Below are 19185 nucleotides of genomic sequence, written 5' to 3' on the forward strand. Positions count from 1 at the left end.
GCCCGTCTCGAGAGGGGTCGGCTTCAGGTCCCGAGGCTGCCCAGCACCTCTTGCGTATCCGCGCCCAGCGCGGGCGGCGCCCGGTCATAGGCGACCGGCGTCAGCGACATCCGGATCGGCGAGGCCACCGTCCGCACCGTCCCCGACAGGTCCGCCCGCGACTGCGTCACCTCCAGCCCACGGTGCTTCGCCTGCGGCTCGGCGAAGACCTGGTCGATCGTGTTGACCGGCCCGCAGGGCACGCCCGCCGCCTCCAGCGCCGCCATCAGCCCGTGCATGGTCTGCCACGCCGTCAGGGCCGACAGCTCGGCCGTCAGGACCGCGCGGTGCTCGATGCGCAGGGCGTTGGTCAGGAAGCGCGGATCGGCGCCCATCCCCTCCGCCCCCAGCGCCCCGCACAGGGCCCGGAACTGGCCGTCATTACCCACGGCGATCACTACCATGCCGTCGGTGCAGGGGAAGGGCTGGTAGGGGGCCAGATTGGGATGCGCATTGCCCATCCGCGTCGGCGCCTTGCCCGAGACGAAGAAGTTCGTCGCCTGATTGGCCAGCATGGCCGCCTGGACGTCGAACAGGGCGATATCGACATGCTGCCCCTGCCCTGTCGCCCGCGCATGCATCAGGGCCGCCAGGATGGCGTTCGAGGCGTAGAGGCCGGTGAACAGGTCCACGACCGCCACCCCGACCTTCATCGGCTCGGCCCCGGCTGAGCCGTCGGGCTGGCCGGTGATCGACATCAGCCCACCCATGGCCTGGATCATGTAGTCGTAGCCGGCGCGGTGGGCGTCCGGCCCGTCCTGGCCGAAGCCGGTGATCGAGCAATAGACCAGTTTCGGATTGATCGCCGACAGGGCCACGTGGTCGAGGCCGTACTTCTTCAGCCCGCCGGTCTTGAAATTCTCGACCACGACATCGCAGGTCTTCGCCAGCTCGCGGATGACCGCCGCCCCCTCGGGCGTGGCGAGGTCCAGCTCGACCGACTTCTTGCCCCGGTTGGCGCACAGGAAATAGGCGGCGTCGCCCTTCGACCCGTCCGTCTTCATCGTAAAGGGCGGACCCCAGTGTCGGGTGTCGTCGCCGACGCCGGGCCGCTCGATCTTGATCACCTCGGCCCCGAGGTCGGCCAGCATCTGCGTCGCCCACGGCCCCGCCAGCACGCGGCTGAGGTCGAGGACGCGAACGCCGGAGAGCGGGCCTTTCGGAGTGACTGTCAGAGCCCCGGATCCCACACGCCGGCGTCGCGCATACGGCATTCGCGGGCCTCGCGCGCCCGGCCGTCCATCTCCTCGGCCATGCAGCAGACGGCCCTGGACACCGTGGCCTTGTGAACCCCGGGCACCAGGGCGTGGGTGAAGGCGCAGGCCGCCAGCTTGAGCAGGCGCAGGCCGAACCGTGACGAGGCGGCCATATGTTCGAAATAGCCCTCTTCGACCTGGCGCGGGTGTTCGACGAAGAGTCGATGGAAGGTGCGGATCATGGCGACAGCCTAGCCTGCGTCGGGCCGTCCCTCTACCCGACCGATGTATTTTGGCCTAAACCGCGCGCCAGAACAGGGGGAGGCCGGATCGCGGGACGATTCCGCCGCGCGCCCCCGACACGCTCAGGAAAGACCCCCATGGCCGACGGCGCCCCCGCTTCCCACAAGACCTTCCGCTGGGACGACCCGCTGGACCTGTCGGGCCGGCTGACCGACGACGAGCGGATGATCCAGGACGCGGCCCGGTCCTACGCCCGCGAGAAGCTGCTGCCCCGCGTGGTCGAGGCCTTCCGCGACGAGACCTTCGACCGCGCCATCATGACCGAACTGGGCGAGATGGGCTTCCTCGGCGCCATGCTGCCGGAACAGTACGGCGGCTCCTCGGTCAGCCACGTCGCCTATGGCCTGATCGCGCGCGAGATCGAGGCCGTCGCCGACGTCCGTCCGCCTGGGCGGCGTAGGCGTCGTTCTCGACGGAGTTGGCAGCGGCCAGAAGCTGCTGCCCCGCGTGGTCGAGGCCTTCCGCGACGAGACCTTCGACCGCGCCATCATGACCGAACTGGGCGAGATGGGCTTCCTCGGCGCCATGCTGCCGGAACAGTACGGCGGCTCCTCGGTCAGCCACGTCGCCTACGGCCTTATCGCGCGCGAGATCGAGGCGGTCGACAGCGGCTATCGCTCGGCCATGTCGGTCCAGTCGTCCCTGGCCATGTACCCCATCTACGCCTTCGGCTCCGAAGAGCAGAAGATGCGCTTCCTGCCGCGCATGGCCGCCGGCGAACTGGTCGGCTGCTTCGGCCTGACCGAGGCCGACGGCGGCTCCGACCCGGCCTCCATGAAGACCAAGGCCGTCGCCGTCGACGGCGGCTACAGGCTCAACGGCGCCAAATACTGGATCACCAATTCGCCGATCAGCGACCTGGCCGTCGTCTGGGCCAAGCTGGACGACGTGATCCGCGGCTTCATCGTCGAGCGCGGCATGGACGGCTTCACCACCGACAAGATCGGCGACAAGCTGTCCCTGCGGGCCTCCATCACCGGCGACATCGGCCTCAACGACGTGTTCGTGCCGGAAGAGAACCTGCTGCCCGGCGTCAAGGGCCTGCGCGGTCCCTTCTCCTGCCTCAACAAGGCCCGCTACGGCATCGCCTGGGGGGCCATGGGCGCCGCCGAGGCCTGTTTCCACCTGACCCGCGACTATGTCGGCGAGCGCATGCTGTTCGGCCAGGCCTGTTTCCACCTGACCCGCGACTATGTCCGGCATCGCCTGGGGGGCCATGGGCGCCGCCGAGGCCTGTTTCCACCTGACCCGCGACTATGTCGGCGAGCGCATGCTGTTCGGCCGCCCCCTGTCCTCGCGCCAGCTGGTGCAGAAGAAGCTGGCCGACATGCAGACCGAGATCTTCCTCGGCTTCGAGGGTGCCCTGGCGCTGGGCCGGCTGCTGGATCAGGGGGCCTGGGTCCCCGAGGCCATCTCGATGATGAAGCGCAACAACTGCGGCAAGGCCCTGGCCATCGCCCGCGAGGCCCGCGACATGCACGGCGGCGCCGGCATCACCGGCGAGATGCACGTCATGCGCCACGCCATGAACCTCGAGACGGTCAACACCTATGAGGGCGCCCACGACGTCCACGCCCTGATCCTGGGCCGGGCCATCACCGGGGAAAGCGCCTTCTAGGCCTCGCTTCATCACCCTGTCGTCATCGCCGCTTTCCCGCGCTAGGGTCAGCGTGATCACGGGGGGACCAGCGATGCGGCGTTTCAATCTTCGGGCCGGCGGCCTTTCCCTGCTGGCGCTCGCTGCGGCGGTTCCGCTGCTGGCGGCCGGGCCTGTCGCGGCCCAGCAGTCGCCGGTGCCGTTCGACGCCCAGCGCGGAGTGTTCACCTTCGCCACCGGACTGGAGCGTGCCCTGCCGGCCGTCGTCCAGGTCACGACCCTGGGCCAGTCCGAGGGTCCCAGCTCCGGCGAGAACGAGCCGCGCCCGATCTCCAGCGGCTCGGGCGCCATTATCGACGCCCGCGAGGGCATCGTCGTGACCAACAACCACGTGGTTGAGGGGGGGCGGAAATTCACCGTCGACCTGACCGACGGCCGTATCTTCGACGCCGTCCTGATCGGCACCGACAAGGCCACGGACCTGGCCGTGCTGAAAATCGAGGCGGCCTCCTCGACGGGTCTCGGCCTGTCGCAGATCGAGGTCGTCAATTCCGATTCCCTGCGGACCGGCGACCTTGCCTTCGCCGTCGGTTATCCGCTGGGACTGGACCAGACCCTGACCATGGGCGTGATCTCGGGCCTGGGCCGGTCCGGCATGGGCGACCGGATCGAGGACTATATCCAGACCGACGCGGCCGTGAACTCGGGCAATTCAGGCGGCCCGCTGCTGGACAGCCGCGGTCGGCTGATCGGGGTCAACACCTCCATCCTGTCCGGCGGCGGCGGCGGCAATGACGGCATCGCCTTCGCCGTGCCCAGCCGGATCATGATGTATGTCGTGGCCCAGCTGCGCGAGACCGGCCAGGTCAAGCGCGGGACGACGGGCGTCATCCTAGGATCGCTGAACGCCGAGCGGTCCCGCACCTTCGGCCTCGGCATCGTTCGCGGCGCGGTGGTCGAGGACGTGGCGCCGGGCTCCTCGGCCGAGGCGGGCGGCCTGCGCCGGGGCGACGTCATCACCCGAATCCAGAACCGCCCGGTGTCGAACGCCGGCACGGTCGCCGCGACCGTCGGCATCGCCGCGCCGGGAACCGAGGTCGCCGTGGTCTATCTGCGCGAGGGACACGAGGCCCGCACCACCCTGACCGTGGAGGCGCCGAGCGACCGCCCGGTCATCTCCGGGGCGGACGCGGTGATCGCGCGCGGGGCGGCGGTGCGTCTGGCCAGCGACGGCCTGCAGGTCTTCGCTGTCGAAGGCGGATCACCCGCCGCCGCCGCCGGACTGCAGGCCGGCGACATGATTCGCTCGGTCGATGGTCAGGCGACGGTGGACCTCGCGGGCCTCACGCGGGCGCTGGACAAGACCGGGGAGGCGGCGCTGTCGGTTACGCGAGGCGAAGCGACGGTGGATATCCGCCTGCCCTGACCCCTGTCGACGCCAGACAGCAAAACGCCCGCTCTGCCGGAGGGGGGAGGGTGGCGGAGCGGGCGTCTCGCTTTGGAGGAAGCATCGGCCCGTCGGAGCCCTTGGTGGAGAAATCCAGGAGGGGCTGGGGGGGCTGTTCAGATCCGGAACTGCTCCGAACTCCAGCGGGCCGATACCGAGACTTCACCCCGTAACGCGGCGGGCGATGGGCCGAAGCGAGGCGATTTCATGTTCGGCGCGATTTTCGCGGGGAGCTGTTCTTGCCGACACAGTGTTCGGTGGAGACGCTCCTGGAGACGGCGCGGGAGCGCTGGCGTTTCGCGAATGTCGGCGTAACCTGATGCTGATGAGCGACGCCGCCGATCTGCAGTCACAGCCCGGTCCGGTCTTTTTCGACCGCAAGGAGCTGGACCTGATTCTCAGGGTCTACGGACGGATGGTCGCCGCCGCCGAATGGCGCGACTACGCCATGGTCGGGCACAGGGACGTCGCCGAATTCGCCGTCTTCCGCCGTTCGGGCGACGCGCCCCTGTACCGGATCGAGAAACGCCCCGCCCTGCGCCTGAAGCAGGGCCAGTGGGCCGTCATCGGCGAAGGCGGCCATGTGCTGCGCCGGGGCCGCGAACTGGCCCAGGTGCTGCGGGTGTTCGACAGCCGCCGGTTCTCCATTGTCGAATAAAAAGCCCCGGCGTTTCCGCCGGGGCCTTTCCGATCTTGAGTTGCCGGCCCGCCTAGTCCCGGCTGCCGCCCATGAACATCAGCAGGAACTGGAACAGGTTCACGAAATTGATGAACAGCGACAGAGCGCCGAAACCGGTCGCCACGCCCATGGCCGCCTTGTCGCCGCCCAGGGCGTAATAGGTCATCTTCAGCCGCTGGGTGTCGAAGGCGATCAGGCCCGAGAAGATCAGCACGCCGAGGCCGCTGATGATCAGGGCCAGCATGCCGGACTGCAGGAACATGTTGACCACCATGGCGATGATCAGGCCGATCACGCCCATGATCAGGAAGCTGCCCATCGCGGTCAGGTCCTTCTTGGTCGTATAGCCGAACAGGCTGAGCCCCCCGAACGCGGCGGCCGTGACGAAGAAGGTCGAGGCGACCGATTCGCCCGTGTAGCGCAGGAACACGATGCCCAGCCCGGCGCCGATGGTCGCGACCACGGCCCAGTAGAGGAGGTTCACGCCGCCCGCCGTCGGGTTCTTCATAAAGAACATGGAGCCGAACAGCATCACCAGCGGCGAGAACTGGACGATCATGCCGAGCATGGTCAGGCCGATGCGGCCGTCCGGTCCCACCGCAAACAGCAGCTGCTGCACGGCGGGGACGTTGCCGGTCAGGTAGGCCAGGGCGCCGGCGACCACCAGGCCCAGGGCCAGCTTGTTGTAGACGCCCAGCATGAAGCTGCGCAGGCCCGCGTCCGTCGACATATCGGCCGTCGCAGGCGCGGTGTTGTAGCCGTTTCTGAAATCGCTCATGGCGAGATCGGTCCTCCATTGGGCCGGCAGTCCCGGCCTTTGCACAAATATCGGGCCGCTTGGCCCCTTCCGCAAGGAAAACCGGACTTGGGCCCGCCGTTCCCAACCGCTACCAAGGGTCGCATGGTCCGGCTCTTCACCGCCCTGTCCGTTCCCGACGACGTGGCCGAAACGCTGGCGCGCCGCCAGACCGGCCTGCCCGGCGCGAAATGGCGCAACCGGGACCAGTTGCACATCACCCTGACCTTCTATGGCGAGGTCGACGGACGCCGCGCCGACGATCTGGCCGTTGAACTGGAGCGGGCGGCGGCGGGCGGGCCATTCGAGGTCGCCCTGACGGGCGTCGGTTCGTTCGGCGACGACCACCAATCGCGGACCCTGTGGGCCGGGGTCGAGCCGAGCGAGCGGCTGTCGGTCCTGGCCGGCCGCTGTCGCAGCGCCGCCGATCGGGCCGGGATTGCGGTAGAACGCCGCGACTACCGCCCGCACCTGACGCTGGCCTATCTCAAGCCGCACGCCAATCCGGATCGGATCGGCGCCTGGATCGCCGGCCACAACCTGCTGCATTCGCCGCCGATACGGATTGACCGCTTCGGCCTCTTTTCCAGCGTCCTGACCCACGACGGCAGCCATTACGAACTCGAGCGGGAGTATCTGCTTTGACCGGACCGGTCCTTCAAACCGAACGCCTGATCCTTCGCCCCATCGCGATCGAGGACTTCCCCCGCTGGGCGGAGATGATGGGCGATCCCGAGGCGGCGAAATTCCTTGGCGGCGCCCAGCCGGCGGCGGTGGCCTGGCGCGGCTTCATGACCATGGCCGGGGCCTGGAGCCTGACCGGGATTTCCATGTTCTCGCTGATCGAGCGCGAGACCGGCCAGTGGCTGGGCCGGATCGGGCCATGGCGGCCCGAGGGCTGGCCGGGAACCGAGGTCGGCTGGGGCCTGCACCCCGACGCCCAGGGCAGGGGCTACGGCGTCGAGGCCGCCACCGCGGCGATCGACTACGCATTCGACACCCTGGGCTGGACCGAGGTCATCCACTGCATCGATCCGGACAATGTCCCGTCGCAGCGGCTGGCCGAGCGGATCGGCTCACGCAATCTGGGACCGACCCGCCTTCCCCCGCCGTTCCACGAGCTCACGATTGACCGCTGGGGTCAGAGCCGGGACGAGTGGCGGGCGCGCAGGCCGGGCTGAGCCCGACCGGTCGTTTCGCGCGTTACAAGGTCAAGCTTTGACCCCGCGTCGCCATCCGGTACGCAAGGTCGGCGCAAATCACGAAGGATGGTCGGATGCGGGTTCTTGTTCTGGGCGGCGACGGTTTCTGCGGCTGGCCGACAGCCCTGCATCTGTCGGCGCGGGGCTGGGACGTCTGCGTCGTCGACAATCTGAGCCGCCGCAACATCGACAATGAGCTGGAGGTCCAGTCCCTGACCCCGATCCGGACCATGGGCGAGCGCATCGCCGCCTGGAAGGACGTCAGCGGCCGGACCATCGACTTCGTCAACATGACGGTCGGCAAGGAGTTCGACCGGCTGGTCGCCCTGATCCGCGAGTGGAAGCCCGACAGTGTCGTGCATTTCGCCGAGCAGCGGGCCGCGCCCTATTCGATGAAGTCGGCGCGGCACAAATTGTACACGGTCGACAACAACCTTAATGCGACGAACCACCTGCTGGCGGCCATCGTCGAGAGCGGGCTGGACGTACACCTGGCGCACCTGGGCACCATGGGTGTCTATGGCTACACCACGGCGGGCCTGCGCATCCCGGAAGGCTATCTGAAGGTCACGGTCGACACCGACTTCGGCCCGGCCGAGCAGGAGATCCTGTTCCCGCCGAACCCCGGCTCGATCTATCACATGACCAAGACGCAGGACGCCCTGCTGTTCCAGTTCTACGCCCGCAACGACGGCCTGCGGATCACCGACCTGCACCAGGGCATCGTCTGGGGCACCCAGACCGAAGAAACGCGCCGGGACGAGCGGCTGATCAACCGCTTCGACTACGACGGCGACTACGGCACGGTGCTGAACCGGTTTCTGATGCAGGCGGCGGTGGGCTATCCGCTCACGGTGCACGGCACGGGCGGCCAGACGCGCGCCTTCATCCACATTCAGGACACGGTGCGCTGTGTCGAACTGGCGCTCGCCAATCCGCCGAAGTCCGGCGAGCGGGTCAAGATCCTGAACCAGATGACCGAGAGCCGCCGGGTCCGCGATCTGGCCGCCATGATCTCCGACATGACGGGCGCCGAAGTGCACAATGTGCCGAACCCCCGCCAGGAAGCCGACGAGAACGAACTGATCGTGGCCAATGACCAGTTCCGCGACCTGGGCCTGAAGCCGATCACCCTGGCCCAGGGCCTGCTGGACGAGGTCACCGACATCGCCCGCCATTACGCCGGCCGGGCCGATCTGTCGAAGGTGCCTTGCGTCTCGACCTGGAACAGCAAGCGGGCGCTGGCGGTGCAGACCGAGCCCACATTGACCGCGCCGCCGAAGACTCCGGTCCACGCGCGATCGGCCTGAGACACCTGCGTGCCGGACGCTCCCGCATCCCTGCTGGTCTTCGGCGGCGGCTGGCTGGGCCGTGCCGCCGCCCGAGAGGCGATTCGGCGCGGCGGCCGGGCCGTCCTGACCAGTCGTGACGCCGGACGGCGCGCCGCCCTGGCCGCGGACGGTTTCGTCGCCGTCGATCCAGCGGACCCGGCAGCGCTGGCGGCTGCGGTCGCCGACGCCTCCGCCATCCTGATCACCGCGCCCCCGGAGGCGACCGGCTGTCCCGGCGTGAAGGCGTTGCTGCCCGCGATCACGGCGTCGGGATCCTGGCCCGACTGGATCGGCTACGTCTCGTCCACGGCCGTCTATGGCGACCGCGCCGGCGGCTGGGCGCTCGAGGACAGCGAGCTGAACGCCGCCAGCCTCGAGGGGGCGCGGCGCGTCAGGGCGGAACGCGACTGGCTGGACGCGGGACAGGGCATGGGACTGACCGTGCAGCTGTTCCGGCTTCCCGCCCTCTACGGTCCCGGCCGCTCGCCTCTGGACCGTCTGCGCGACGGCACGGCGCGGCTGGTCAGGAAGCCGGGCCAGGTTTTCAATCGCGTCCACGTCGACGACGCGGTGTCGGGCCTTTTCGCCTCCATGGCGCGGCCGCGGCCCGGCGCGGCCTACATCCTGTGCGACGACGAGCCCGCGCCCGCCGATGTGGTGATGGAAGGCGCGGCCCGGCGGCTGGGCCTGCCCCTGCCGCCCGAAGTCGACTGGCGCGACCCCTCGGTCAGCGAGGCGATGCGGCGCTTCTATCTCGACTCCAAACGCCTCTCGAACGCCCGCGCCAAGGCCGAGCTCGGCTGGCGGCCGACCTATCCGACCTGGCGCGACGGGCTGGAGGCGATGGTCCGGGACACCGCGACATAGGCCACATCGGTACAGGACAATCGGGCGACGACATCCGCGACATCGCGGGCGCGACATCATCGATATCCGGCACAAGGACGACAACCACCTCGCCGCCATCATACCCGGGACGAGTCCGGGATGACGGATGGAAGGTGAAGCCGTTCTAGAACGGCAGCAGGTTGCGCTGACGGCTGTAGGCCATGGTGCCGACGTTGGCGCCCAACCGCAGGCCGACGCCGGTGCGGATCGGGGCCAGGACGATGCCGTCGGCGCGCTGGTAGTTCACGCCCAGACCGCCGACCAGATAGGCCGAGCCCTCCACGCCGGGGTAGCGGCGGTAGATCATGTCGGGGTGGAACAGGCCGTAGACCAGGGTGAAGACCCGGCTGGCGTTGCCGCCGACGTCCCAGCCGATGGAAATGCCCTGCCAGAACACCTCCTGCGAGGCGGACAGGTCCTTCATGTGCAGCGCGCCGCGGCCGTAGCGCAGGCCGATGCCGGCCGCGCCCGAGCCCTCCTCGCCGGCGATGTAGGCCGTCGGGCGGTCTCCCTGTTCAGCGAAGATGCGCTCGATGGCGCCGCCGATGGCCTCGGCGGCGATGCCCAGCTCGCGCGAGCCGGCGGCGACCAGTTCGTCGGCCGTATAGGCCTGGGCCTGCTGATCGGAGGCGATCGGATAGTTGGGATCGCCGGCCTGGCCGTTGGTCGCGCAGGCGGACAGGCCCGCGGCGCCGGCGGTGGCGGCGAGACCGGACAGGATCAGTTGGCGACGGTGCATGGCGAATCTCTCAGCGCGGACGGGACAAGGCAAGGTCGCCGTCTTTTGCGTCAGCCTTGCGGCGGCAAGGTTAACGGAACCTTGCCGAAAAGGCCGTTCAGCCCCGCAGGGCCGCGCCCAGCTTGCCCGCCGCGGCGACGATTTTCGCCGACAACGTCTCGATCTCCGCCTCGGTCAGGGTCGCCTCGACGGGCTGGATCACGACCTCCAGCGCCACCGACTTCATGCCCTCGGCCACGCCCGCGCCGCGATAGACGTCGAACACCCGCACGTCGGCGATCAGGGCCTTGTCGGCCCCGGCCACAGCGCGCGTCAGGTCACCGACCGCCTTGCCGTCCTCGACCACGAAGGCGAAGTCCCGGGTCAACGGCATGAGATTGGCCAGATTGGCCGCGCCCCGCGCCTTGGATTTTGCCCCGCGTGGCTCGGGAACCGCGTCCAGCACGATTTCGAACCCGAGCATCGGCCCGTCTGCGTCCAGCGCCCTGAGCACCCGGGGGTGCAAGGATCCGAACTCGACCATGACGGTCTTCGGACCCAGCTGCAGGCGGGCCGAGCGGCCCGGATGCCACCAGTCCCGGTTCTGGCCCTGGACCAGTTGCAGCGAACCCACGGGCGCGCCCAGTTCCTCCAGCAGCGCCATCAGGTCGCCCTTGAGGCCGAACAGGGCGTCCTCGGCCGCTCCGCCCCAGTGCCGCGCCGAGCGCGGCGCGATCAGGCCGGCGACGACGGTGCGCTGGCCGGTCGGGCTGTCGTCCAGATAGATGGGCCCGATCTCGAACAGGGCGGCGTCGGCGTGACCGCGCGCGGCGTTGCGGGCGGCGGCCTGGATCAGGTTCGGCAGGACCGAGGGCCGCATGCAGTCCAGATCGACCGCGATGGGGTTCTCGACCAGCAGACGTTCGTCGCCGCCGCCAAAGAGCGCCGCGGTCGACTGCCTGGTGAAGGACCAGGTGACGGCCTCGGCATAGCCCATGGCCGCCAGAGCCCGGCGCGCGCGGCGGACGCGAGCCTGACGCGGGTTCAGCACGCCGCGCGACGGCGCGCCCTGGTCGGGCAACGGGGTCGACGGCAGGGCGGCGTAGCCCTCGATGCGAGCGACCTCTTCCACCAGATCGGCGGGCCCCTCAACGTCGCGGCGCCAGGATGGCGGCGTCACCGTCCATGGCGCGCCCCGGGCGACCTCGAAACCGAGGCGGGTCAGGATTTCGGCGATCCTGTCGTCGTCCAGAGACAGGCCCGTCAGCTGACCGACGCGGGCCGGATCGAAGGCGAAGGGCGCGGGATCGGCCAGGGCCTGCCCCGCCAGGACGACCTCGGACGGCTCGCCGCCGCACAGGTCGAGGATCAGACGTGTCGCCAGCTCAAGACCCGGCGCCATGAAGGCCGGATCGACGCCGCGCGCGAACCGGTACTGGGCGTCGGAACTGATCCCCAGCGCCCGGCCCGTCTGGGCCGTCACCAGGGGGTCGAACCAGGCGCTCTCGAGAAAGACGTCCACGGTCTCGTCCGAACAGCCGGTCGACTCGCCCCCCATCACCCCGCCGAGGCCGATGGGACGCTCGCCGGCGGCGTCGGATATGACGCAGATGCTCGGGTCGACGGCGTAGGTCTTGCCGTCCAGGGCGATGAGGTGCTCGGGCTGGCCGCCCTCGTGGCCCGGCGTGGCGGAAGCGATCTGCCCGCCACGTACGACGATCTCGGTCCCGACCAGCTTGGCCGCGTCATAGACGTGCAGGGGGCGGCAGCGGTCATAGGCGACCAGATTGGTCACATCGACCAGCCGGTTGATCGGGCGCAGGCCGATGGCGATCAGCCGGTGCTGCAGCCAGTCCGGCGACGGACCATTGCTGACCCCCCGGATAAGGCGACCGGCGAACGCCGCACACATCTCCGGCGCCTCGATCCGTACCGTGATGGGCGACGCAAAGGCGCCCGCCACCGGCTCCACGGACGGGGTCGTCAACTGGCCGAGACCCGCCGCCGCGAGGTCGCGCGCGACGCCCGCCACGCCCAGCCAGTCGGGCCGGTTCGGAGTGACCTCGAAATCGATCACCGGCTCGGCCCCGAACACGCCCGCCGCCGGGGTCCCGACCGTCAGGTCGTCGGGCAGGTCGAGGATGCCGTCGCTTTCGCCGGCGAGCTGCAGTTCCGCCGCCGAGCACAGCATGCCGTGCGAGACCACGCCGCGCACCGGCTTCTCGACCAGGGTGACGTCCAGTCCGGGCACATAGGCGCCGATCGGCGCATAGATGGTGGTCAGCCCCGCGCGGGCGTTGGGCGCGCCGCAGACGATCTCCTTGCGGCCATCGACGGTGTCGACCTGGCAGACCTGCAGCCGGTCGGCGTTGGGATGGCGTTCGGCCGAGACGATCCGGGCCACCGTGAACGGCGCGAGCGCCGCGATCGGGTCGTGGACATCCTCGACCTCCAGCCCCGCCATCGTCATGGCGTCGGCCACGGCCGCCGCTTCGGCGTCCGTGTCGAGATGTTCCTTCAGCCAGGAGAGGGTGAATTTCACGCGAGGGTTCCGGAAGGTGTCGCGACGTCGGACATGGATTTGACGCCGCCCCGAAGCTGTTCCAGCAGATCGTCCGATCCGGTGAAGCCCACCTGCGCGAACCGGCAGCGGACAAAACGGCAGTTCGACATGCCGACGACCCCGGCCAGCTTGGTGGTGCTGAGGGGCCGGTACAGAAGATTGCGGACATCCGACGTCGTGCCCATGGCGCAGTTGTCGAACGTCGTCCCGTTCATGACGGCCACCACCGCCGGCCCCTCGATCACGCAGTCGGTGAAGGTCTTGCCGTCGATCGCCATCTGGCCGGCGTTCCAGTGCTGAACGGCCAGGGACGGAAGCCAGACGGCCTCCTTCTCGAAACTGGTGCGCGCCACCAGGGCGCGGCCGGCGGCCTCTTCCGGGGACAGGGTCGGGATCTGGTCGGTCATGCCTGGGGTCTCTCGATTTCGGTTCTGGCCATCAGCCGACGGGGACCTGTTCGATCAGCATCTTGAGCAGGGTTTCGTTGCCGGTGATCCCAAGGGTCTGGAACTGACACCGCGTGAAGGTGCAGTTGTGCACCGGAATGGCGCCGATCCCCATACTGCCCATAGGCTGGAACAGCATGTTGCGCAGGTCGCCGCTGGTCGGGCCGAAATGGGTGCTCTCGAAGTGGACGCCGTCGAGGACCAGCATCAGCGCCGGCCCCTCGATGACGCAATCCGTGAAGCTCCGGCCCTCGATCATCACCCCGCCGCCCGCCTGGACGCTGGCGCGGTAGAGGTCGAACAGGCAGAAGCTCGCGCCGGTGAACTCCCTGGCGAGCGGGTCCAGGGTGCGGGACGGCGCCGTGGGGGAGAAGGGCTGGTCGGTCATCAGGACAGTCCGCTTGCGGGATTGGGGGCGGCGAAGGGCGAGAAGCCGTAGTGGGCCAGCCATCGGGTGTCGGCCTCGAACATCGGGCGCAGGTCGGGAATGCCGTACTTCAGCATCGCCAGCCGATCCACGCCCATGCCGAAGGCGAAGCCCTGGTATTCATCCGGGTCGATGCCGCAGTTTCGCAGCACATTGGGATGCACCATCCCGCAGCCCAGAATCTCCATCCAGCTGTCGCCGGTGTTGAGCTTCAGCTCGCCGCCGGAGCGGTCGCAGCGGATGTCCATCTCGGCCGACGGCTCGGTGAAGGGGAAATGGTGCGGGCGGAAGCGGGCGTCGACGCCGTCCACCTCGAAGAAGCGGGCACGGATGTCCATCTCGGCCGACGGCTCGGTGAAGGGGAAATGGTGCGGGCGGAAGCGGGCGTCGACGCCGTCCACCTCGAAGAAGCGGGCGACGAAGGTCTCCAGGGTCCACTTCAGGTGGCCCATGTGGATGCCGCGGTCGATGACCAGCCCCTCGACCTGATGGAACATCGGCGTGTGGGTGGCGTCGCTGTCCTTACGGAAGGTCCGGCCGGGCGCGATGATCCGGATCGGCGGCTTCTGCGTCATCATGGTGCGCACCTGCACCGGGCTGGTGTGGGTGCGCAGGACCTTGCGGTCGCCGGTTTCGGGGTCAGGCCTGAGGAAGAAGGTGTCGTGCATCTCCCGCGCCGGATGTTTCGGCGGAAAGTTCAGGGCCGTGAAATTGTGGAAGTCGTCCTCGATGTCGGGGCCTTCGGCGACCGCGAAGCCCATGTCGGCGAACAGGGCGATCATCTCATCCATCACCTGCATGGTGGGATGGACCGAACCCTTGCGGCGCGGGCGCGCCGGCAGGGTCAGATCGACATGTTCGGCCCGCAGCCGCGCGTCGAGCTCGGCGCCCTCCAGCTCGGCCTTGCGGGTCGCCAGGGCGGACGACACCCGGTCGCGCAGGCCGTTGATCATCGGCCCCTGTTCGCGGCGCTCGTCCGGCGACAGGGCGCCCATGCCCTTGAGCAGGCCGGAGATCGAGCCGGACTTGCCGAGGGCGGCGACGCGCAGCGCCTCGACCGCCGCGGCGGTCTCCGCCGCGCCGATGGCGTTGATCAGGTCGAGTTCGAGTTGGGCGAGATCGGTCATTGCGACCGTCGTCTAGCGGGCGCGGACGGTTTCGTCACCCCGCCCGCCGGACGGAAGCGCGGCGGGTCAGTCCTCGAGGACGAAGGAGACCTTCATATTGACGCGGTATTCGACGATCTCGCCGCCCTTGACCACGACCTTCTGCTCCTGGACCCAGGCGCCCGCGACATTGTTGAGGGTCTTGTCGGCCCGGGCGATGCCGCGTTTCAGCGCGTCCTCGAAGCTGACGGTGGACGAGGCGGTGACTTCGGTGACCTTGGCGATGGACATGGGATTCCCCGGGATTGAAGGCGCGCCGGATCGTGCGGCGCTGTCGTCTCAACGGGACGGGGCGGCGGGGGTTGCGTGGGAGCCCCTCACGACGACGCCCGCCCCGGAGACCGGAGCGGGCGTTCATCAGTCCTGCGGTTCAGCCTAGGCCTTCAGCGCGTCGCGGACCTTGTCGGCCACGGCCTTGAAGGCGGCCTCGTCGGCGGCCATCGCGGCCAGGACCTTGCGGTCCAGCTCGATGCCGGCCTCGCCGAGGCCGTGCATGAACTGCGAATAGGTGAAGCCTTCCAGACGCGCGGCGGCGTTGATGCGCTGGATCCACAGGGCGCGGAACGAGCGCTTCTTGTTGCGGCGGTCGCGGTAGGCGTATTGCCCGGCGCGGTCGACCGCGGCCTTGGCGGTGCGGATGGTGTTCTTGCGGCGGCCGTAGAAACCCTTGGCCTGCTTGAGAACCTTCTTGTGTCTGGCGTGGGAAACTACGCCGCGTTTGACGCGAGCCATGTCGCTATCCTTTCAAATTCTGTGTGGAGATCAGGTCGGGATGTCGCGCGCCGATCAGGCGTACGGCATGTAGGACTTGATCTTCTTGGCGTCGGCGTCGGCCATGACCGAGGTGCCGCGGTTCTGGCGGATGTATTTGCTGTTGTGGCTGATCAAGCGGTGCCGCTTGCCTGCCACGCCGGCTTTCACCTTGCCCGTCGCCGTGAATTTGAAGCGCTTCTTGGCGCCAGACTTCGTCTTCAGTTTCGGCATTTTCACTCTCTCTAAGTGGGCCTGCGCCGCCCGGACCAAAGTCCGGACGAGAGGCCTGATGAAAACCGCCCAGGCATGCCTGTTAGCCCGGCGGTTCGTACGCGAAGGCGCGGCTTCTAGTCCACGCGGCGCATAAAGGCAAGGTGCAGGCTCAACGCGGCGGGTTGTGTTGCTCCAGGAACCGGACGGTTTCGGCAAGCATCCACTGCCGGGTGGCGGCGCGGGACAGCCAGTGGTCCTCGCTGGGCAGCTCGACCAGTTCGAACGGCTTGCCCGCCCGGCGAAGGGCCTCGGCGAGAATCCGGCTCTGTTCGAACGGCACCACCGTGTCGTCGCGGCCATGCAGCATCAGGATGGGCGCGTCGGCGCGCGCGGCCTGGGCCGCCGGCGATATCTGGTCCAGGTCGCGGTCGCCCAGCCGGTCGGCGCCCATGAAGCGGTTCCAGTAGCGCACCACCGGCGAGTCGCGCCGTCCGCCCTGGTCCGCCTCCCACAGCACCATCTGCCGCGGGTCCGAGACGCCGGAGACGGCAACGGCGCAGCGGTAGACGCCGGGATCGAGCGTCGGCCCGGCCATCGCCGCATAGCCGCCATAGCTGGCGCCGACGATGCACACCCGGGCCGGATCGATGAGTCCCTCCGACGCCAGCCAGCGCACGCCGTCCGAGAGATCGGTCTGCATCTTGCGGCCCCACTCGCCATAGCCGGCCTCCAGATGCGCCGTGCCGAGGCCGTCGGAGCCACGGAAATTCGGTTGCAGCACCGCATATCCGCGCGAGGCCATCGCCTGGGCCCACCAGTCAAACGTCTTGTAGTCCCGGGCGGCCGGCCCTCCGTGCGGGAACACCACCAGCGGCAGACCCTTCGGATCGGTGACGCCGGGCGGCAGCGTCAGATAGCCCGGGATGCGCATCCCGTCGGCGGCCAGGTAGCTGATCGACCGCACCTCGCCGACGCGGGCGCCGGTGATGGTCGGGTAGGCCTCGCCCACGATCTCGGCCAGGCCGCGGTCCAGATCCACCAGTTGATAGGTGCCGGCGTCGCCCGTCCCCTGGGTGAAGACGATGATCTGGCGCATATCCTCCGACCAGGAGGTCAGGCTCACCTGCTTGCCCCGGAACGCCGCCTGCACCGACCGCCAGGCCCGGTCGGCGTCGGGATCGAGGAACCGCCACCTCACCTGGTCGTCTTCGCCGACGGTCCGCGCGCCGATCAGCAGCCTGGTCTTCGGATGGTGGATCAGACTGGTGGGCCGGCCTTCGAACGGCAGATCGGAAATGGCTCCGGTTGCGAGATCGAGGGCGTAGAATCCCTCATCACGGCCATCGATCCGACCGTGCAGGACGACGCTGTCTGTGGTCTGTCCGAATCCGGCCAGCCCGGGCGTGTCGATCTTCGCGTCCGTCTGCCACATCGTGCGCCAGAAGCCCCCGCGCCGGGCCTGGACCTCCCAGGTCTCGCCGTCATAGGTGACCCGCGCGACGGGCTCGCCATTGACGTCCAGCAGGGACGGCGGGCCTTTCCGGTCCGGCTCGACATGCTCCTCGCCCCTGCCGGTCGAAAGGTCGATGCGAAACAGGCCCCCGCCCTCGCGTCCCTGGCCGACCACGATCAGCGAAGGCTCGCCGTCGATCGTGCGCACGATCGGCGAACCGAACACCTTGGCGAAGACGCCGGGCGTGTGATTCAGCGCCAGCGCCACCCGTCGCGTGGGGATTTCGTAGATCGACGCATCGGCCAGCTCGGATCGCCTCAGGCCGATGGAGGCTCCGACCTGGGTGGCGGTGCTGTAGACATAGACGTGGTCTTCACCCACCCAGCCGATGTCACGAACCTTGACCGGCCCGGCGCGGACGCCGCCGATCAGGCTCATGTCGTTCAGGTCGTGGATGACCAGCGCGCGCTCCTCGCCAACGACCGTGACATAGGCGAGGCGGTCGCCGCTCGGCGAGACCTCGACCAGTTCATGCGCGGGCAGGGCGCCATAGGCGTCGAGCGGCGCGACGTCCTGGGCCCGGACTGCACCGGCCGTCAGGATCACGCCCGCTGCGGCAAGCGCAGACGCTGTGTATCGGATAGTCATACGCGGCCCCCGCCCCTTTGTGTCCGCGACCATAAGAGCGGGGGCGACGCGGCTGCAAGCGACGCCTTATTCAGCCGGCGCGGCGACCACCCCGGCCTGCCGTTTGCGAAACGCGCGTCCGGCATTGATGGCCATGACAGCCGCCGGAACGGTCAGGGCGGCGCCGATCAGGAAGGGCCAGTCATGGCCGAGGCCCGAGAACAGGGCGCCGGCCGCGATCGGGCCGAAGATGCGGGCGCTGGAGCTGGCTGCCATGTTCAGTCCCAGCATCGCGCCCTGGCGGTCCGGATCGACCGAGCGCGAGATCAGGGCCGAGATGTTGGGCATGGTCATCGCCATGCCGAAGGCTCCTGCGGCCATGATCACCGGGACCAGGGCCTCGGCGTCCGGCAGGAGGCGGCTGGCGGCCACCTGCCCCACCAGGCCGGCTCCGAAGATGAGACAGCCGACCGCCAGAACCCGCGCCTCGCCGAAGCGCCGGGCCAAGCGCCCGGCGATCAGGCCCTGGCAGATGGTCGAGACGATGCCGACCGCCATGAAGCTGAGCCCCACTTCGCGCGCGCCCCAGCCGTAGCGGGCCTCGGTCCAGAAGCCGAAGGTCGACTCCATGCCGGAGAAGCCCGCCATGTAGATCAGGGTGACCAGCAACACCCGGGACACCACCGGATTGGCGACGGCGTCGTGCACCCCGCTGAGGAACGGCGCACGCGGGGCGGCGGGATCGACCCTGGCTCGACTCTCCTTCAGCAGCACCGCAATGCCCACTGCGGCCAGCACGCACAGGCCGGCGGCGACGAAGATCGGCAGTTGATATCCGAGTGTCCCCATATCCGGGCGGGTCAGAAGGCCGCCCAGCCCCGGACCGACGATGAAGCCGAGACCGAAGGCCGCGCCGATCAGGCCCATGCGGCCGGCTCTCCGCTCCGGGGGCGTGACGTCGGCGACATAGCCCTGGACGGTCGAGATATTGCCGGCTCCCAAGCCGGTGAACAGCCGAATGCCGATGGCCAGCCAGATGTTGGGGGCGAAAGCCAGCATCAGATAGCCAAGGGCGTTGGCGATCACGGTGATCAGCAGCACGGGCTTGCGCCCGATCCGGTCCGACAGCCGGCCCCAGAATGGCTCGGCGAAGAACTGGCCAAGCGAATAGGCCGAGAACATCAGCGCCACCTGCCACGGCGGCGCGTCCAGCGTCTGGCCGTAGAAGGGCAACAGCGGCACGACGATGCCGAAGCCGACCAGATTGATGAAGACCACGCCGAAGAGGACGAACAGGGCGGAGCGGGAGGCGGCGGGGGCCGGGCCGGGTGCTGTCATGGC

The 19185-nt window shown here is 69.0% G+C and carries 19 protein-coding genes and 2 pseudogenes; 8 read left to right on the top strand and 13 right to left on the bottom strand.

What is annotated here, in order from left to right; translation table 11 throughout:
- Positions 1 to 23 precede the first annotated feature (23 nt).
- Both ASD25_RS10715 and ASD25_RS10720 read right to left on the bottom strand, forming a co-directional pair.
- A complete protein-coding gene (locus ASD25_RS10715; protein ID WP_055827482.1) occupies positions 24 to 1253 on the bottom strand; it encodes a CaiB/BaiF CoA-transferase family protein in 1230 nt (409 codons plus the stop codon).
- Positions 1211 to 1477, bottom strand: coding sequence for a DUF6356 family protein (locus tag ASD25_RS10720; RefSeq protein ID WP_055827478.1), 267 nt, complete (start codon positions 1475 to 1477; stop codon positions 1211 to 1213). Before ASD25_RS10720 ends, ASD25_RS10715 begins: the two co-directional genes overlap by 43 nt.
- A gap of 225 nt (positions 1478 to 1702) precedes the next feature.
- On the opposite strand from ASD25_RS10720, the pseudogene ASD25_RS31925 reads away from it, so the two are divergent.
- The 4 genes and pseudogenes from ASD25_RS31925 to ASD25_RS10745 all read left to right on the top strand — a co-directional run.
- Positions 1703 to 1849 (top strand): annotated as a pseudogene (locus ASD25_RS31925) (acyl-CoA dehydrogenase family protein); the annotation flags it as partial.
- 178 nt (positions 1850 to 2027) lie between these two features.
- Positions 2028 to 3156, top strand: a pseudogene (locus ASD25_RS33150) (acyl-CoA dehydrogenase family protein).
- A gap of 73 nt (positions 3157 to 3229) precedes the next feature.
- Positions 3230 to 4561, top strand: coding sequence for a trypsin-like peptidase domain-containing protein (locus ASD25_RS10740; RefSeq protein ID WP_055827471.1), 1332 nt, complete (start codon positions 3230 to 3232; stop codon positions 4559 to 4561).
- A 346-nt stretch (positions 4562 to 4907) separates the two neighbouring features.
- Positions 4908 to 5240 carry a DUF2794 domain-containing protein gene (locus tag ASD25_RS10745; protein WP_082560070.1) on the top strand — a complete coding sequence of 111 codons (333 nt, stop codon included), beginning with the start codon at positions 4908 to 4910 and terminating at the stop codon, positions 5238 to 5240.
- A gap of 52 nt (positions 5241 to 5292) precedes the next feature.
- Here the strand turns inward: ASD25_RS10745 and ASD25_RS10750 are convergent, their stop codons facing one another.
- A complete protein-coding gene (locus ASD25_RS10750) occupies positions 5293 to 6039 on the bottom strand; it encodes a Bax inhibitor-1/YccA family protein (RefSeq protein ID WP_055827468.1) in 747 nt (248 codons plus the stop codon).
- 123 nt (positions 6040 to 6162) lie between these two features.
- Here ASD25_RS10750 and thpR point away from each other — a divergent pair, with 123 nt between their 5' ends.
- From thpR to ASD25_RS10770, 4 genes are all read left to right on the top strand, one after another.
- Positions 6163 to 6702, top strand: a complete 540-nt coding sequence (gene thpR, locus ASD25_RS10755; protein WP_055827466.1) for an RNA 2',3'-cyclic phosphodiesterase — start codon at positions 6163 to 6165, stop codon at positions 6700 to 6702.
- Positions 6699 to 7238 (top strand): GNAT family N-acetyltransferase, encoded by a 540-nt coding sequence (locus tag ASD25_RS10760; protein WP_055827464.1) that lies wholly within the window; start codon positions 6699 to 6701, stop codon positions 7236 to 7238. The genes thpR and ASD25_RS10760 overlap by 4 nt, the downstream gene beginning before the upstream one ends.
- Before the next feature lie 95 nt (positions 7239 to 7333).
- Positions 7334 to 8569: an NAD-dependent epimerase/dehydratase family protein gene (locus ASD25_RS10765; protein ID WP_055827462.1), complete on the top strand. Its 1236-nt coding sequence runs from the start codon at positions 7334 to 7336 to the stop codon at positions 8567 to 8569.
- Between the two features lie 9 nt (positions 8570 to 8578).
- A complete protein-coding gene (locus tag ASD25_RS10770) occupies positions 8579 to 9457 on the top strand; it encodes an NAD-dependent epimerase/dehydratase family protein (RefSeq protein WP_082560011.1) in 879 nt (292 codons plus the stop codon).
- Positions 9458 to 9602: 145 nt separating this feature from the next.
- Here ASD25_RS10770 and ASD25_RS10775 read toward each other — a convergent pair whose 3' ends face one another.
- The 10 genes from ASD25_RS10775 to ASD25_RS10820 all read right to left on the bottom strand — a co-directional run bounded on the left by ASD25_RS10775 (position 9603) and on the right by ASD25_RS10820 (position 19182).
- Positions 9603 to 10217, bottom strand: a complete 615-nt coding sequence (locus ASD25_RS10775; RefSeq protein ID WP_055827460.1) for a DUF1134 domain-containing protein — start codon at positions 10215 to 10217, stop codon at positions 9603 to 9605.
- A gap of 97 nt (positions 10218 to 10314) precedes the next feature.
- Positions 10315 to 12738, bottom strand: a complete 2424-nt coding sequence (pheT, locus tag ASD25_RS10780) for a phenylalanine--tRNA ligase subunit beta (RefSeq protein ID WP_055827458.1) — start codon at positions 12736 to 12738, stop codon at positions 10315 to 10317.
- The gene (locus ASD25_RS10785) at positions 12735 to 13166 is read right to left on the bottom strand and encodes a hypothetical protein (protein ID WP_055827456.1); all 432 of its coding nucleotides are present in this window, start codon (positions 13164 to 13166) and stop codon (positions 12735 to 12737) included. Before ASD25_RS10785 ends, pheT begins: the two co-directional genes overlap by 4 nt.
- Positions 13167 to 13197: 31 nt before the next feature.
- Entirely contained in the window at positions 13198 to 13593 is a 396-nt protein-coding gene (locus tag ASD25_RS10790; RefSeq protein WP_055827454.1) for a hypothetical protein, read from the bottom strand.
- Positions 13593 to 14759, bottom strand: coding sequence for a phenylalanine--tRNA ligase subunit alpha (locus ASD25_RS10795; RefSeq protein WP_056617251.1), 1167 nt, complete (start codon positions 14757 to 14759; stop codon positions 13593 to 13595). Before ASD25_RS10795 ends, ASD25_RS10790 begins: the two co-directional genes overlap by 1 nt.
- A 66-nt stretch (positions 14760 to 14825) precedes the next feature.
- Positions 14826 to 15029, bottom strand: a complete 204-nt coding sequence (locus tag ASD25_RS10800) for a dodecin family protein (protein ID WP_055827449.1) — start codon at positions 15027 to 15029, stop codon at positions 14826 to 14828.
- A gap of 144 nt (positions 15030 to 15173) precedes the next feature.
- Positions 15174 to 15530: a 50S ribosomal protein L20 gene (rplT, locus tag ASD25_RS10805; protein ID WP_055827447.1), complete on the bottom strand. Its 357-nt coding sequence runs from the start codon at positions 15528 to 15530 to the stop codon at positions 15174 to 15176.
- 54 nt (positions 15531 to 15584) lie between these two features.
- Positions 15585 to 15782 carry a 50S ribosomal protein L35 gene (gene rpmI, locus ASD25_RS10810; protein WP_003166435.1) on the bottom strand — a complete coding sequence of 66 codons (198 nt, stop codon included), beginning with the start codon at positions 15780 to 15782 and terminating at the stop codon, positions 15585 to 15587.
- 151 nt (positions 15783 to 15933) lie between these two features.
- On the bottom strand, positions 15934 to 17865 hold the full coding sequence (locus tag ASD25_RS10815) for a S9 family peptidase (protein ID WP_082560010.1): 1932 nt from the start codon (positions 17863 to 17865) through the stop codon (positions 15934 to 15936).
- Positions 17866 to 17931: 66 nt separating this feature from the next.
- Positions 17932 to 19182 carry an MFS transporter gene (locus ASD25_RS10820; protein ID WP_055827444.1) on the bottom strand — a complete coding sequence of 417 codons (1251 nt, stop codon included), beginning with the start codon at positions 19180 to 19182 and terminating at the stop codon, positions 17932 to 17934.
- Positions 19183 to 19185 lie beyond the last annotated feature (3 nt).

It is taken from the genome of Brevundimonas sp. Root1423, assembly GCF_001426805.1.

Excerpts from the sequence above, each read along its gene's own strand:
- ASD25_RS10715 (WP_055827482.1), bottom strand. The coding sequence starts at position 1,253 with ATGCCGTATGCGCGACGCCGGCGTGTGGGATCCGGGGCTCTGACAGTC.
- ASD25_RS10720 (WP_055827478.1), bottom strand. The coding sequence starts at position 1,477 with ATGATCCGCACCTTCCATCGACTCTTCGTCGAACACCCGCGCCAGGTC.
- ASD25_RS10740 (WP_055827471.1), top strand. The coding sequence starts at position 3,230 with ATGCGGCGTTTCAATCTTCGGGCCGGCGGCCTTTCCCTGCTGGCGCTC.
- ASD25_RS10745 (WP_082560070.1), top strand. The coding sequence starts at position 4,908 with ATGAGCGACGCCGCCGATCTGCAGTCACAGCCCGGTCCGGTCTTTTTC.
- ASD25_RS10750 (WP_055827468.1), bottom strand. The coding sequence starts at position 6,039 with ATGAGCGATTTCAGAAACGGCTACAACACCGCGCCTGCGACGGCCGAT.
- thpR (WP_055827466.1), top strand. The coding sequence starts at position 6,163 with ATGGTCCGGCTCTTCACCGCCCTGTCCGTTCCCGACGACGTGGCCGAA.
- ASD25_RS10765 (WP_055827462.1), top strand. The coding sequence starts at position 7,334 with ATGCGGGTTCTTGTTCTGGGCGGCGACGGTTTCTGCGGCTGGCCGACA.
- ASD25_RS10775 (WP_055827460.1), bottom strand. The coding sequence starts at position 10,217 with ATGCACCGTCGCCAACTGATCCTGTCCGGTCTCGCCGCCACCGCCGGC.
- ASD25_RS10785 (WP_055827456.1), bottom strand. The coding sequence starts at position 13,166 with ATGACCGACCAGATCCCGACCCTGTCCCCGGAAGAGGCCGCCGGCCGC.
- ASD25_RS10790 (WP_055827454.1), bottom strand. The coding sequence starts at position 13,593 with ATGACCGACCAGCCCTTCTCCCCCACGGCGCCGTCCCGCACCCTGGAC.
- ASD25_RS10795 (WP_056617251.1), bottom strand. The coding sequence starts at position 14,759 with ATGACCGATCTCGCCCAACTCGAACTCGACCTGATCAACGCCATCGGC.
- ASD25_RS10800 (WP_055827449.1), bottom strand. The coding sequence starts at position 15,029 with ATGTCCATCGCCAAGGTCACCGAAGTCACCGCCTCGTCCACCGTCAGC.
- rplT (WP_055827447.1), bottom strand. The coding sequence starts at position 15,530 with ATGGCTCGCGTCAAACGCGGCGTAGTTTCCCACGCCAGACACAAGAAG.
- rpmI (WP_003166435.1), bottom strand. The coding sequence starts at position 15,782 with ATGCCGAAACTGAAGACGAAGTCTGGCGCCAAGAAGCGCTTCAAATTC.
- ASD25_RS10815 (WP_082560010.1), bottom strand. The coding sequence starts at position 17,865 with ATGACTATCCGATACACAGCGTCTGCGCTTGCCGCAGCGGGCGTGATC.
- ASD25_RS10820 (WP_055827444.1), bottom strand. The coding sequence starts at position 19,182 with ATGACAGCACCCGGCCCGGCCCCCGCCGCCTCCCGCTCCGCCCTGTTC.